The sequence below is a fragment of the Streptomyces sp. NPDC002958 genome, assembly GCF_055563255.1.
In genome coordinates, this window is record NZ_JBVHDS010000007.1 from 211,085 (window position 1) to 223,904 (window position 12,820).

Annotated in this window: 12 protein-coding genes; 4 read left to right on the forward strand and 8 right to left on the reverse strand. The window is 70.4% G+C overall.

Translation table 11 applies throughout. The features are described 5' to 3' along the window. Nucleotides 1–29: 29 nt before the first annotated feature. A complete protein-coding gene (locus tag ACZ3IC_RS15555; protein ID WP_467416432.1) occupies nt 30–1,313 on the reverse strand; it encodes an adenylosuccinate synthase in 1,284 nt (427 codons plus the stop codon). A 186-nt stretch (nt 1,314–1,499) separates the two neighbouring features. Here ACZ3IC_RS15555 and ACZ3IC_RS15560 point away from each other — a divergent pair, with 186 nt between their 5' ends. Then, complete coding sequence (locus tag ACZ3IC_RS15560; RefSeq protein WP_467416434.1) at nt 1,500–2,357, forward strand: diacylglycerol kinase family protein; 858 nt, start codon at nt 1,500–1,502, stop codon at nt 2,355–2,357. A gap of 53 nt (nt 2,358–2,410) precedes the next feature. Here the strand turns inward: ACZ3IC_RS15560 and ACZ3IC_RS15565 are convergent, their stop codons facing one another. Then, nucleotides 2,411–2,869 (reverse strand): GbsR/MarR family transcriptional regulator, encoded by a 459-nt coding sequence (locus ACZ3IC_RS15565; protein ID WP_467416713.1) that lies wholly within the window; start codon nt 2,867–2,869, stop codon nt 2,411–2,413. Between the two features lie 210 nt (nt 2,870–3,079). Between ACZ3IC_RS15565 and ACZ3IC_RS15570 the strand changes: the two genes are divergently transcribed. From ACZ3IC_RS15570 to ACZ3IC_RS15580, 3 genes are all read left to right on the forward strand, one after another. Beyond that, on the forward strand, nt 3,080–4,021 hold the full coding sequence (locus tag ACZ3IC_RS15570; RefSeq protein ID WP_467416436.1) for an ABC transporter ATP-binding protein: 942 nt from the start codon (nt 3,080–3,082) through the stop codon (nt 4,019–4,021). Continuing rightward, nucleotides 4,018–5,652 carry an ABC transporter permease gene (locus ACZ3IC_RS15575; RefSeq protein ID WP_467416438.1) on the forward strand — a complete coding sequence of 545 codons (1,635 nt, stop codon included), beginning with the start codon at nt 4,018–4,020 and terminating at the stop codon, nt 5,650–5,652. The genes ACZ3IC_RS15570 and ACZ3IC_RS15575 overlap by 4 nt, the downstream gene beginning before the upstream one ends. A 113-nt stretch (nt 5,653–5,765) precedes the next feature. Beyond that, nucleotides 5,766–6,095, forward strand: a complete 330-nt coding sequence (locus ACZ3IC_RS15580; RefSeq protein WP_467416441.1) for a hypothetical protein — start codon at nt 5,766–5,768, stop codon at nt 6,093–6,095. Between the two features lie 32 nt (nt 6,096–6,127). Here the strand turns inward: ACZ3IC_RS15580 and ACZ3IC_RS15585 are convergent, their stop codons facing one another. The 6 genes from ACZ3IC_RS15585 to ACZ3IC_RS15610 all read right to left on the reverse strand — a co-directional run bounded on the left by ACZ3IC_RS15585 (nt 6,128) and on the right by ACZ3IC_RS15610 (nt 12,671). Continuing rightward, entirely contained in the window at nt 6,128–7,393 is a 1,266-nt protein-coding gene (locus ACZ3IC_RS15585) for a cytochrome P450 (RefSeq protein WP_467416442.1), read from the reverse strand. A gap of 113 nt (nt 7,394–7,506) precedes the next feature. Beyond that, nucleotides 7,507–8,184, reverse strand: coding sequence for a response regulator (locus tag ACZ3IC_RS15590; RefSeq protein ID WP_467416445.1), 678 nt, complete (start codon nt 8,182–8,184; stop codon nt 7,507–7,509). Continuing rightward, nucleotides 8,181–9,551 (reverse strand): sensor histidine kinase, encoded by a 1,371-nt coding sequence (locus ACZ3IC_RS15595; protein ID WP_467416447.1) that lies wholly within the window; start codon nt 9,549–9,551, stop codon nt 8,181–8,183. The genes ACZ3IC_RS15590 and ACZ3IC_RS15595 overlap by 4 nt, the downstream gene beginning before the upstream one ends. Before the next feature lie 105 nt (nt 9,552–9,656). Next, the gene (locus ACZ3IC_RS15600; protein WP_467416450.1) at nt 9,657–10,532 is read right to left on the reverse strand and encodes an alpha/beta hydrolase family protein; all 876 of its coding nucleotides are present in this window, start codon (nt 10,530–10,532) and stop codon (nt 9,657–9,659) included. 107 nt (nt 10,533–10,639) lie between these two features. Continuing rightward, on the reverse strand, nt 10,640–11,830 hold the full coding sequence (kynU, locus tag ACZ3IC_RS15605; RefSeq protein ID WP_467416451.1) for a kynureninase: 1,191 nt from the start codon (nt 11,828–11,830) through the stop codon (nt 10,640–10,642). Then, nucleotides 11,823–12,671, reverse strand: coding sequence for a tryptophan 2,3-dioxygenase family protein (locus tag ACZ3IC_RS15610; protein WP_467416453.1), 849 nt, complete (start codon nt 12,669–12,671; stop codon nt 11,823–11,825). Before ACZ3IC_RS15610 ends, kynU begins: the two co-directional genes overlap by 8 nt. Nucleotides 12,672–12,820: the final 149 nt, after the last annotated feature.

The following is a 12,820-nucleotide window of genomic DNA, read 5'->3' on the forward strand; positions in this document are numbered from 1 at the left end:
ATGCCTGTCGGCCGCCGCTGCGGTGTTCCCTACAGGAAGGAGTTGATCTCGATGGTCTCGGTGCGGCCGGGGCCGACACCGATCGCGGAGATCGGGGCGCCGGACATGTCCTCCAGCGCCTTCACGTACGCCTGCGCGTTCTTCGGCAGATCAGCGAAGGTCTTGGCCTTCGTGATGTCCTCGGACCAGCCCGGCAGCATCTCGTAGACCGGCTTCGCGTGGTGGAAGTCGGTCTGGCTGTACGGGAGCTCCTCGACGCGCTTGCCGTCGATCTCGTACGCGACGCACACCGGGATCTGCTCCCAGCCGGTCAGCACGTCCAGCTTGGTGAGGAAGAAGTCGGTGAGACCGTTGACCCGGGTCGCGTACCGCGCGATGACCGCGTCGAACCAGCCGCAGCGACGGTCGCGGCCGGTGGTGACACCGCGCTCGCCACCGATCCGGCGCAGCGCCTCGCCGTCCTCGTCGAACAGCTCCGTCGGGAACGGGCCGGCCCCGACGCGGGTGGTGTACGCCTTGAGGATGCCGATCACCCGGCTGATCTTCGTCGGGCCCACGCCGGCACCGGTGCAGGCGCCGCCCGCGGTCGGGTTCGACGAGGTGACGAAGGGGTACGTGCCGTGGTCGACGTCGAGCAGCGTGCCCTGACCGCCCTCGAAGAGGACGACCTTGCCCGCGTCGATGGCGTTGTTCAGGACCAGCGTCGTGTCGGCGACGTACGGCTTGATCTGCTCCGCGTACTGGAGCATTTCCTCGACGATCTTGCCGGACTCGATGGCGCGGCGGTTGAAGACCTTGGCGAGGAGCTGGTTCTTCTGCTCCAGGGCCGCCTCGACCTTCTGCTCCAGGATCGACTCGTCGTAGAGGTCCTGGACGCGGATGCCCACACGGTTGATCTTGTCGGCGTACGTCGGGCCGATGCCACGGCCGGTCGTGCCGATCTTGCGCTTCCCGAGGAACCGTTCCGTCACCTTGTCGATCGTGACGTTGTACGGAGTGATCAAATGGGCATTACCGCTGATCAGCAGCTTGGACGTGTCCACGCCGCGATCGTTCAGCCCACTCAGCTCGGAGAGCAGGACAGCCGGGTCGACGACGACACCGTTTCCGATGACCGGGGTACACCCCGGCGAAAGGATTCCGGAGGGGAGGAGATGAAGTGCGTACTTCTGGTCACCGACGACCACCGTGTGGCCGGCATTGTTGCCGCCTTGGTAGCGCACCACATAGTCCACGGATCCACCGAGGAGGTCGGTGGCCTTTCCCTTGCCCTCGTCACCCCACTGAGCACCGAGCAGCACAAGTGCGGGCACAGGCGTACACCCCTTCCGGGCGGGGCATGTCCAAGGTCAGGGGGCGTACGTATACGTCGTACATGCCGTACGACGATGTACGACAAGGCCTGAACCGTCGAACCGGTTGCCCCGGAATAGACGAAGCCCCTGGCGCAATAGCGCAAGGGGCTCTTGCACCAAGATGCTACCCGAGGAAGGACCGAGGTGTCGGCTGCCCAGCCCCCCGGTGACGGTGCGCACCAGCTGCTGGTGGTCATCGACCCGGTAGCCCGCCGGACCGACGGCGAGTCCGTCCGTATCGCGAAGGACGTGCTGAGCGCCGGTTCGCACGCCAAGATCTGCCTGCCCGACGGGCCCGACGAGTTCGCGCGAGCCTTGTCCCGCCGGGGCAGTCGGCGGCCGGTGGTGGTCGGCGACGACCGGGCGCTGCGGCGGGCGGTGGCCCTGCTGCACCGGGAGCGGGAGCCGGCCGAGAACGCGCTCTCGCTGGTCCCGGTCGGCGCCGCGGCCGCGTTGGAACTCGCCCATTCGCTCGGCGTGCCCCTGGGCGCGGTGGCGGCGGCGCGCACGGCGCTGGACGGTGCCGTGCGCAAACTCGACCTGCTGGTGGACGACAGCGACGGAGTCGTCCTCGGCACACTGCGCATCCCGGTTCTGAGCGCGCTGCCGGGCGCGGTGACCGCCCATTCGGGGGTCACGGCGGTCTGGGACACCTGCCGCTCCCTGGTCCGCACCCTGGTGCGCCCCGCCCCGCCACCATCGCCCGCCCCGCCGCACACGCATCGGCTGCGGGTCGAGGCGGACGGCGTCCTGCTGAACGATCTGGACCGCCCGGTCGAGTCGGTGACGGTGACTTCGCAGGGCGGCGACGGAGGCCTCGCGGAAGTGGTGATCCGCCCTCCGGAGTCCGAACCGGTCACGGCGGAGGCCAAGGCCGTCACGGTCTCGGGCGCGGACTTCCGCTACCGGGCGGACGTACAGGTCTGCGGCCCGGTCCGGACGAGGACGTGGACGGTACGGGCGGGGGCCTGGGGGCTGATGCTGCCGACGGCCGAGGGGTAGGATGGCCCCGGCACGGGCGGGCCGTCCCGGCCCCGTCAGGTACCCCGGCCCCGTCAGGTGCCCGCGCGCCGGCCCCGGTGCTCGTCGGCCGCCGGGAGTCCGAGTGTCTTGCGGTGCTCGCGCCAGCGGTCCATCATCCCGCCCAGCTCCTCCTGCACGAACTCGAAGAACGCCGCGGTCTCGGCCAGCCGGGCGCCTGCCGGAGTGTGCTCGCCCAGGGTGCGGGCGCCTTCCTTGAGGGTGCTCTCCCAACGGGTGAGCACCCGGTCGCGCTGGGTGAAGGTGGTGTACCAGACCTCGTCATGCAGGCGGTAGCGGTCCCGGCGCGAGCCCGGCTCGCGCTCGCGGCCGACCATGCTGACCTGCGTGAGGTAATTCACCGCACCGGACACGGCCGCCGGGCTGATCTGCAACGCCATGGCGAGCTCGGCGGAGGTCATCGAGCCGTCGTCGTCCGCCAGGAGCGCGGCGAAGACACGGGACGCCATGCGCTGCATCCCCGCCTCGGTCATGTCGGAAGCGAACCGCTCCACAAACCGCGACACGGCCTCCGCGTCGCGCTCATCGCCACCTCCGCGCTCGTCCCGCACGCGCGCTTCCTCTCCGGTTTCGCTGATCACGATCCGATCGTCTCCCCTGATTCCCCGGTCCCCGCCGCGCCCCCAACTTTATACGCTTCCTTAACTTCACAAATTTATGAAAGTAGCGTACCTTCAAAAAACATGACGAAGGCAATCACGGTGGCCGGACTGCACAAATCGTTCGGTCGGACGCACGCACTGGACGGTCTCGACCTCACGGTCGAGACCGGTGAGGTCCATGGCTTCCTCGGACCCAACGGATCCGGGAAGTCCACCACCATCCGGGTGCTCCTGGGTCTGCTGCGGGCCGACTCCGGCGCCGCCCAGTTGCTCGGCCGCGACCCGTGGAACGACGCGGTCGAGCTCCACCGGCGGGTGGCGTACGTCCCGGGTGACGTCACGCTGTGGCGCAACCTCTCCGGCGGCGAGGTGATCGATCTGTACGGGCGGCTGCGCGGCGGCCTCGACCGGAGCCGGCGCGCCGACCTCGTCGAACGGTTCGAGCTCGACCCGACGAAGAAGGGGCGTACGTACTCCAAGGGCAACCGGCAGAAGGTCGCCCTCATCGCCGCGTTCGCCTCCGATGTGGATCTGCTGATCCTGGACGAGCCGACGAGCGGGCTCGATCCGCTGATGGAGGAGGTGTTCCAGGACTGCGTCGCCGAGGAGCGTGCGCGCGGGCGGACGATCCTGCTGTCCAGCCACATCCTCAGCGAGGTCGAATCGCTCTGCGACCGGGTCAGCATCATCCGCCAGGGCCGGACAGTGGAGACCGGTTCGCTGGCGGAGATGCGCCATCTGACCCGTACGAGCATCAGCGCCGAGCTGGCCGGTGCCCCCAACGGGCTCGCGCATCTGCCCGGCGTCCATGACCTCGACATCCAGGGCCTGCGGGTCACCCTCCAGGTCGACACGGACAAGCTGGACGCCGTCCTCAAGTCGCTCTCCGCATCGGGGGTACGGACGCTGACCAGCACCCCGCCCACACTGGAGAAGCTTTTCCTGCGTCACTACGCGGCCGACGCGACGAACGCGACGGGTGCCACGGACAGCAGCGAGGGTGTGGGGGTGGCGACGCGATGACTGCCGTGACCATGACCGCACCGGCCCGTACGGGACGCCGGACCGGGACCGGGACCGGGCAGCACGCCGGCACCTGGACCCTGTTGAGACTTGCGCTGCGGCGCGACCGGATCATGATGCCGATCTGGGTGATCGTGCTCGGCGGTTCCTTCTTCTCCGTCGGGAAGTCCCTCGCCTCGCTGTACGACACCGCCGCGCAGCGCGCCGAACTCGCTGCGTCGATGAATGCCAACAGCTCGCTCCGGGCGCTGTACGGACCGGTATTCAGCGACTCCGTCGGCGGGCTCGTCAGCTGGCGGATGGTCGGCTTCGGCGGAGCCATGGCGGCGGTGATGAGCCTGATCGTCGTCATCCGGCACACCCGTGAGGAAGAGGAGACCGGCCGTCAGGAGATGCTCTCCGCCGCCATGGTGGGGCGTCGCGCCCCGCTGACCGCCGCACTCCTCGCCGCATTGATCGCCAACGCCGGGCTGGCGCTGATGATCGTGGCCGGTATGGCCGGGTCCGGTGCGGGCGGCACCGGAGCGGTGGCGCTCGCCCTGGCGGTCGCCGGGGTCGGTGTGCTGTTCGCCTGCACCGCCGCGATCGCCGCGCAGTTCACCGAGAGCGCACGGCTCGCGAAGGGGCTCACGGCGGCAATCCTCGGTGCCGCGTTCGTACTGAAGGCGGCGGGCGACTCGGCGACGGACGACGGCTCGTCCGTGCTGACCTGGCTCTCCCCCCTCGGCTGGGCGGAGAACGTGCGCGCGTACGCGGACGAGCGCTGGTGGGTGCTGCTCGTCATCGCGGCGGCCGTCGTGGTTCAGGCCGCTCTCGCGTACACCCTGGCGGGGCGGCGCGATGTCGGCATGAGCTTCCTGGCGACCCGGCCCGGGCCCGCGCAGGGGCGGATCTCCACGGCGTTCGGTCTTGCGCTGCGGCTCCAGCGCGGTTCGCTGATCGGGTGGACGCTGTCCTTCGCCGTGGTCGGTGTCGTCTTCGGCGGGCTGACCAACGGGGCGGCGGATCTCGTCGGCGACAACGCGAAGACGCAGGAGATCTTCGAACGGATGGGCGGTCAGGCCGGTCTGACCAATGCGTTCCTCGCAGCGATGGTGTCCATGCTCGGGATGGTCGCGGCGCTGTACATCGTCGCGTCGGTGCTGCGACTGCACGGCGAGGAGACCGCCGGGCGCGCCGAACCGGTGCTGGCGGGTGCGGTGAGCCGGACCGGGTGGGCAGCCGGCCATCTGGCCATCGCGTTCGGCGGCGCGGCTCTGATCATGGCGGTCGGCGGCCTCGGCCTGGCAGCCGGTTACGGACATGAACTCCCAGCCGTGCTGGGTGCGTCGCTGGTGCAACTGCCGGCGATCTGGCTGCTGGGCGGGGTGACGGTCTTGCTGTACGGGGCGCTCCCGAAAGCGGCGGTGGCGTCCTGGGGCATGGCCGGGATCTGCCTGGCGCTGGGATGGATCGGGCCCGCCATCGATCTGCCGCAGTCGGTGATGAACATGTCACCGTTCACGCATCTGCCGAAGCTGCCGGGGGGCACGGGGATGGAATGGGGGCCGGTGCTGGCACTCACCGCGGCCGCGGTGGTGCTGGTGGGGGCCGGGGTGGCGGCGCTGCGGCGGCGCGACGTCCTGACGTGACGGTGACGGTGACGGTGACGTGAGGGGGACAGTGACGTGAGGGTGACGATGACGTGAGGGTGGGGCGGCCCCGGGGTGCAACCTTCGTGTGGTGCACCCGCGTCACCCAAGTTATGGAGAACCGACGCGAAGCCATCCGCGGGGTCGCCGGATGCATACTCGCCGCCGCCGGCGGGGCCGCAGGGATGCTCGCCTGGGCCCCCTACGGCCGACGTGGAATCTTCGGCGGCTTCGAGGGTGAGTCGGAGTGGAACGTGCTCTGGCTGGGGCTGCCGGTCATGACTCTCGGCGGCACCGCGGCCGGGATCGCCCTCTTCGCCCTTGTACAGGGAAAGTGGCGGCGGGCGCTCGGGCCGGCGGCGCTCCTCGCGGTCCTTGCCGGCTTCGGAGCGGCGTTCGACGTGCTGGAAGGACCGCCGTTGAGCTGCGGGCCGGGGTGCTGAGCCCGAATCCCGGCCACCCCCCGCTCACCCCGTCACAGCTCCACGCGCAGTTCCTTCAGGCCCCTGATCACATAGCCCGGGTTCCACTCCGGCTCGGCCGCCAACCGCAGGTTCGGGGCACGGCGCAGCAACTCTCCGAAGGAGGCAGCCAGTTCGACCCGGGCCAGCGGGGCGCCCAGACAGAAGTGGATGCCCGCGCCGAAGGTGATGTGGGGGTTCTCCCGGCGGGCCAGGTCCAGGGTGTCCGGGGCCTGGAAGCGGGCCGGGTCGCGATTGGCGGAGCCGAAGAGCAGGGCCACCTCGGAGCCCCGCGGAATGACCGTGCCGTCGATCTCGATGTCGTCGAGGACCCAGCGCTCGAACATCTGCAGCGGAGTGTCGTACCGCATCAGCTCCTCGACCGCCGTCGGCAGCAGCCCGTGGTCGGCGCGCAGGGCGGCCAGCTGCTCGGGGTGGCGCAGCAGCGTCCACCAGCCGTTCACCGTGGTGTTGACGGTCGCCTCGTGGCCCGCGTTGAGCAGCAGCACACAGGTGGAAATCATCTCCTGCTCGCTCAGCCTCTCCCCCTCGTCATGAGCGGCGATGAGCGCGGAGATCAGATCCGTACCGGGATTCTTGCGCCGCTCCTCGATCAGCTCGCGCAGATACGCGGAGAAGTCGAGCGAGGCGCGGACGGCGGCACGGGCGGTGTCGTCGGACGGGTTCAGTTCGAACATTCCGCAGATCGCCGCCGACCAAGGCCGCAGCGGGGCGCGGTCGGACTCCGGGATGCCGAGCATCTCGGCGATGACGGCCACGGGCAGCGGTTCGGCGACGGCTGTGAGCAGATCGCCGCCGCCCGCCTCGACGAACGAGTCGACCAGTCCGGCGGCCAGCCGCCGCACAGTCGGGACGAGCTGCTCGACCGTACGCGGAGTGAACGCCTTGGAGACCAGGCGCCGGATCCGGGTGTGGTCCGGCGCCTCCAGGTCGAGGAGCCCCTGCCCGTTGAGGGTGTGAAAGGGCTCGTGCTCGGCGGGCGGCGGCGTACGGCCGAACTCCTCATGGGTGAAGCGGTGCAGATATGTCCGGCCCAGGCGGCGGTCGCGCAGCAGCGCGGACACATCGGCGTAGTGCGGGACGAGCCACTGATCGGTGGGTTCGAAGTAATGCACCCGGCCGGCGGCACGCAGTGCGGCGTAGGCCGGGTACGGATCGGCGACGAACGCCGGGGACCAGGGGTCGAAGGGTTCGGAGCAGTCGGAGAGTTCGGAGGGTTCCAGGGAGGCATCGGCCGCGGAACGGGGAGACGGGTGCATATACCGGACGCTAACCGGACCCGACGGCCACCGGCCACCCACCCCGGGCCCCGGCCCGGACCTCACCGGCCACCCACCCCGAACCCCCAGGTTCCCCTGGGTCCCCGGGCTCCTCAGGAAGGTGTGACCAGCCGGGCCTCGTACGCGAAGACGGCCGCCTGGGTGCGGTCGCGCAGCCCCAGCTTCACCAGAATGCGGCTCACATGCGTCTTGATGGTGGACTCGGCAACCACCAGACGCGAGGCGATCTCGGCGTTGGACCGGCCCTGCGCGATGAGGACGAGCACCTCCGTCTCGCGCTCCGTGAGATCGCCGATCCGGGCGAGGGCGGGCGGTCGCGGGGGCTCCGCGAGCTTCGAGAACTCGTTGATCAGCCGCTTGGTGACGGTCGGGGCGAGCAGCGCCTCACCGGAGGCCACCACCCTTACGCCGTCGGCAAGTTGGCGGGCCGATGCGTCCTTGAGGAGGAAGCCGGACGCCCCGGCGCGCAGCGCCTGGTACACGTACTCGTCCAGGTCGAAGGTGGTCAGCACCAGCACCTTGGCGTCCGCGTCGGCGGCGACGATCTCGCGGGTGGCCTCGATGCCGTTGAGCTCCGGCATCCGGATGTCCATCAGCACCACGTCGGGGCGCAATGCCGCGACCTGCGCGATGGCCTGCCGGCCGTCGACGGCCTCGCCGACGACCTCGATCCCCGGCATGGCGTTGAGCAGCACCGAGAAGCCCTCGCGGACCATCATCTGGTCGTCGACGATCAGCACCCGGATGGCCGGGGTGACGGGAGTGGTCATGCCTGTTCCACCTGCTCCAGCTTTGCCGCATGCGCCTTGTAGGTCTCGTGCGACTCGTCCGTCTCGTCCGTCTCGCGGGTGAGTTGGACGGGGATGAACGCGGCTATCTCGTAACCGCCCTCCTCCGTCGCCTCGGCCGTCATGTCGCCGTTCAGCATCGCGACCCGCTCCCGCATCCCCGTGATCCCGTGGCCGGCCCCCGGCGAAGGCTTCACCGAACCGGTCGGCGGCCCGTTGACGACACGCAGACCGAGTCCGCCCAGCACATAGCCGATCTCGACCTTGGCGGTGGCGCCCGGTGCGTGCCGCAGCGTGTTGCTGAGGGCCTCCTGAATGATCCGGTACGCCGACAGCTCGACGCCCTGCGGCAGTTCACGTACCGCGCCGGTGACCGCCTTCTCCGTTTCCAGGCCCGCCTCACGCACATTGGCCAGGAGCCCGTCGAGCTGGGCGAGGGTGGGCTGCGGGGCGTCCGGCGCCTGGTAGTCCTCAGCCCGTACGACGCCGAGGACCCGGCGCAGTTCGGTGAGGGCGGCGACCGCGTTCTCCCGGATCGTGACGAAGGCCTGCTCCAGCTCGGGCGGCGGATTCTCCACCCGGTACGGGGCGGCCTCGGCCTGGATCGCGACGACCGACATGTGGTGGGCGACGACGTCGTGCAACTCCCGGGCGATGGTGGTGCGCTCCTCCAGCAGCGTGCGCCGGTCGCGCTCGGCGGCGGTCACGGTGCGCTGCACGGTCACCTCGCGCTCCGCGTCGCGACGGATCTGCACCACGGCCACCACCAGCAGCGCCAACGCGGAGACCATGGCAAAGGTGGGGGTGGTCGAGGTGGGGTGCCAGCCGCCGAAGTGCTCCAGCGCGGTGCCGAACACCAAAGTGCAGCCCCACATCGAGGCGGCGACACGGGGCCGGGTCCGGGCCGCGACCACGACCAGCACCGTCAGATGCGAGAGGAAGGTGCTCGGCGCCCATGGCCAGTAACCATCGCTGGCAACCGCCGCGAACGGGGTGAGCGCCATCGAAATCCAGAAGGCGCCGACCGGCCTGACCAGCGTCATCAGTACGGAGAGCGCAGGGAGCAGCACGATCAGGATGAAGTCGACCGCGAAACGCAGAGCGAAGGAGTCCGCCGAGACAAGGCCCATGAAGGCCGTGAGCAGTGCGGCTGCCCCGACCAGCGCGTGGGGTGTCCAGGCGACCCGCGCACGCATCCGCTCCGGCAACTGCCGGATCAGCCGCCCGTCGTTCCGCATCCGCTCCAGCGGACGATAGCCGAAGGCATTGCGGAAAAGGTCCTGCCGCAGGCCGTCCAACGCCCCTGCGGCCATTCGGAACTCGGGGCTTCTGCTCTGGGTCTCGGTCACGTTTCCAAAGTAGGAGCCGAACCGGCCCGGGTCGTCAGCAGTGATATGGATCCTGCGCCGTCCGTCGCAAGTACTACGGGGCCCGCACCACCGTCGGACCCCCGTTCACCAGGCGAGCTGGGCGAGCTCCTCCGCCACCACCGCGCACGCGTCCGCCGCCGGGTCGATCAGCGGGTAGTGGCCGACGTCGGGCAGCAGGGTCAGGCCCACCGTCTCGCCCGCCTTCGCCGCCGCGTCGACGAATGCCTCCGAGACGGCCTGCGGCACATCGAGGTCGGTGGTGCCCTGCACCACGGTGGTCGCGATGCCGGTGGGCAGCAGCACGGCCGGGTCGGCATGCGGGGCCCGCGCCTCGAAGTCCTCCTCGCGGCCGAGGAATTGGCCGACCGCCCCCGAGCACACGTTCAGCTCGACGGCCGTGGTGAAGTCGGCGATCGGCGCGAGGGCGACGACGCCCCGCAGCGGCGGCGGTGCGGGCAGCCGCCACGGCGAGCCTTCGGGCAGTACGTGCCGGGCGGCGGCCCACAGGGCGAGCTGCCCGCCTGCGGAGTGCCCGGTGACGACGATCCGCCGGGCGTCGGCCTCCGGAAGTTCCCGGGCCAGCAGGGCGGGCAGCGCGTCCATCGCCGCGGCCACATCGTCGAAGGTCTCCGGCCAACGGCCCGCGACCGGACCGGAACCCCGCTGCTGCGGGATCTCGCTGCCTCGCCGGTACTCGACATTGGCGACGGCGAAACCGCGCCGGGCCAGGAAGTCCGCGAACGGCGACATATGCTGCCGGTCGTACGGCGCCCGCCACGCCCCGCCGTGCACGACGACCACGACCGGCGCACCGGTCCGCCCGTCGCGCGGGGCGTAGAAGTCGATCAGCTGGTCGGGGTGGTGGCCGTAGGCAGCAGATGCGTCGGGGGCGACCGGTGGGTGCGAGAGGGCCGACTCGGTCTCGGCTGCGTCACGATCACGCGCGGCAGAATCCGACATGCTGCTCCAACCGTCCTGTATCCAAGCCCAACTGGCCTGACCTGCGGGGACGGTACCAGTATGGAAGGTTCCCGTCCCCGCCGGCAGATCACAACAGGAGCGCGCCCCTAGCCCGCCACCACCTCGCCCAGTACCCGCGCCGCCCGCTCCACGTCCGCGAACCCTACGTACAGCGGCGTGAAACCGAATCGCAGCACGTCCGGCCGACGCAGATCCCCGACGACGCCCCGCGCGATGAGCGCGCTCATCACCGGCTCCGCGTCCTCGCACCGCAGCGCGACCTGACTGCCGCGCTCCGCGTGCGCGGCCGGGGTGATGGAGGTGACCCGACCGTCGGGCACATACGCGGCGACGCACTCCAGGAAGAAGTCCGTCAGCGCCAGGGACTTGGCCCGTACCGCCTCGACCGACACACCGTTCCACACGTCCAGCGACGCTTCGAGCGCCAGCATGGAGAGGATGTCGGGGGTGCCGACCCGGCCCCGCACGGCACCGTCGGCCGGGGCGTATTCGGGTGTCATGCCGAACGGGTCGGCGTGCGACGTCCACCCCGGCAGGGGTGAGTCGAAGGCCGCCTGGTGGCGCGCGGCGACGTACAGGTAGGCGGGCGAACCGGGGCCGCCGTTCAGGTACTTGTACGTGCAACCGACCGCGAGGTCCACGCCGTGCGCGTCGAGCCCGACGGGCAGGGCGCCCGCGCTGTGGCACAGGTCCCAGACGGCGATGGCGCCCGCCTCGTGCACGGCGGCGGTGAGTCCGGGCAGGTCGTGGAGCCTGCCGGTGCGGTAGTCGACGTGGTTGAGCAGAACGGCCGCGGTACGGGGACCGAGGGCGTCCGGCACCTCGGCCGGGGCGACCGGGACCAGGCAGTGGCCGGTCATCCGGGCCGCGGATGCGGCGATGTACCCGTCCGTGGGAAAGGTCGTCGCGTCGACGAGGATCTCGTCGCGTCCCTCCGGCGCCAGCCGGCTCGCGGCGACAACGGCCTTGAAGACGTTCACGCTGGTCGAGTCGCCGACGACGATCTGCCCGGCGGCGGCGCCGACGAGCGGGGCGATCCGGTCGCCGATCCGCTCGGGCGCGGTCCACCAGCCGCTCTCGCCCCAGGACCGGATACGCAGCTCGCCCCACTCACAGGTGAGGACCTCCTGCACCCGGGCGGGTACGTGGGCGGGCAGCGCACCGAGCGAGTTGCCGTCGAGGTAGACGGTGTCGTCGAGGGTGAACAGCTTGCGCAGGTCGGCGAGTCGGTCGGCGGCGTCGAGTTCCGCGGCACGCGCGGCGAAGGTCTCAGACATGGCTGCGCGCCGTCCACAGCTCGGGGAAGACGTTCTTCGTGGCCCGCCTCTCCAGCCACGCGACCCCGGCGGAACCGCCGGTCCCGGTCTTCGAGCCCATCGCGCGCCGGGTGGCGACGAGATGGTCGTTGCGCCATCGCCACACCAGTTCGCCGACATCGGTCAGCGCCTCGCCGAGCCGGACCAGCTCGTCGTGCTGGTCGGGGTCGGCGTAGATCTCCGCCCAGACGGCCTCGACCTCGGGGGACGGTTCGTACTTCTGCGTCAGGTCCCGGCCGAGCACGGCCTGCGGTACGGCGTGCCCGCGCCGGGCGAGCAGGGCGAGCGTCTCGTCGTACAGACTCGGTTCGCCGAGCGCCTTCTCCAGCTCGGCGTAGACGCGGGGCGCGCCCCGGTGCGGCACGAGCATCGACGCGGACTTGTCGCCGAGCAGGAACTCCATCCGCCGGTACATCGCCGACTGGAAACCGGATCCCTCACCGAGGGTGGCGCGGTAGGAGTTGAACTGGGCGGGGGTGAGCTGGGCGAGTGGCGTCCAGGAGGCGTTGAGCGCCTCCAGTTCCCGCACCGACCGCTTGAGCGCGTCGCGTGCGACGGACAGCCGGTCCTCGCGCAGGGCGTGCGCGGCGGTTTCCCACTCGTGGACGATGACGGTGAACCACAGTTCCATGACCTGGGTGGTGACCAGGAAGACCATTTCGCCCGGGTCGTCGGAGCGAAGGTGCTGGAGGTGGGTCAAAACATCCGCCTGGACATAGTCCTCGTACGGAGTCGTTCCCGCGAAGTCCAGGTGCGGGGTCTGCGCACCGGTGGCTTCGGGGTCGGGGTGGATCGTCGACATTGCTGTCTCCTCGACACAAGCTTCCGGGTAGCGGTCCGCCCCTTCCGTGAGGTGGTGGAGCTCCGGTCCCCTGTCGGCATCCTAAACGGAGCCCGCAGGAGCGCGCAGACCCCGCAGATATTGGTACGTCTGCGGGGTCCGGAACATCA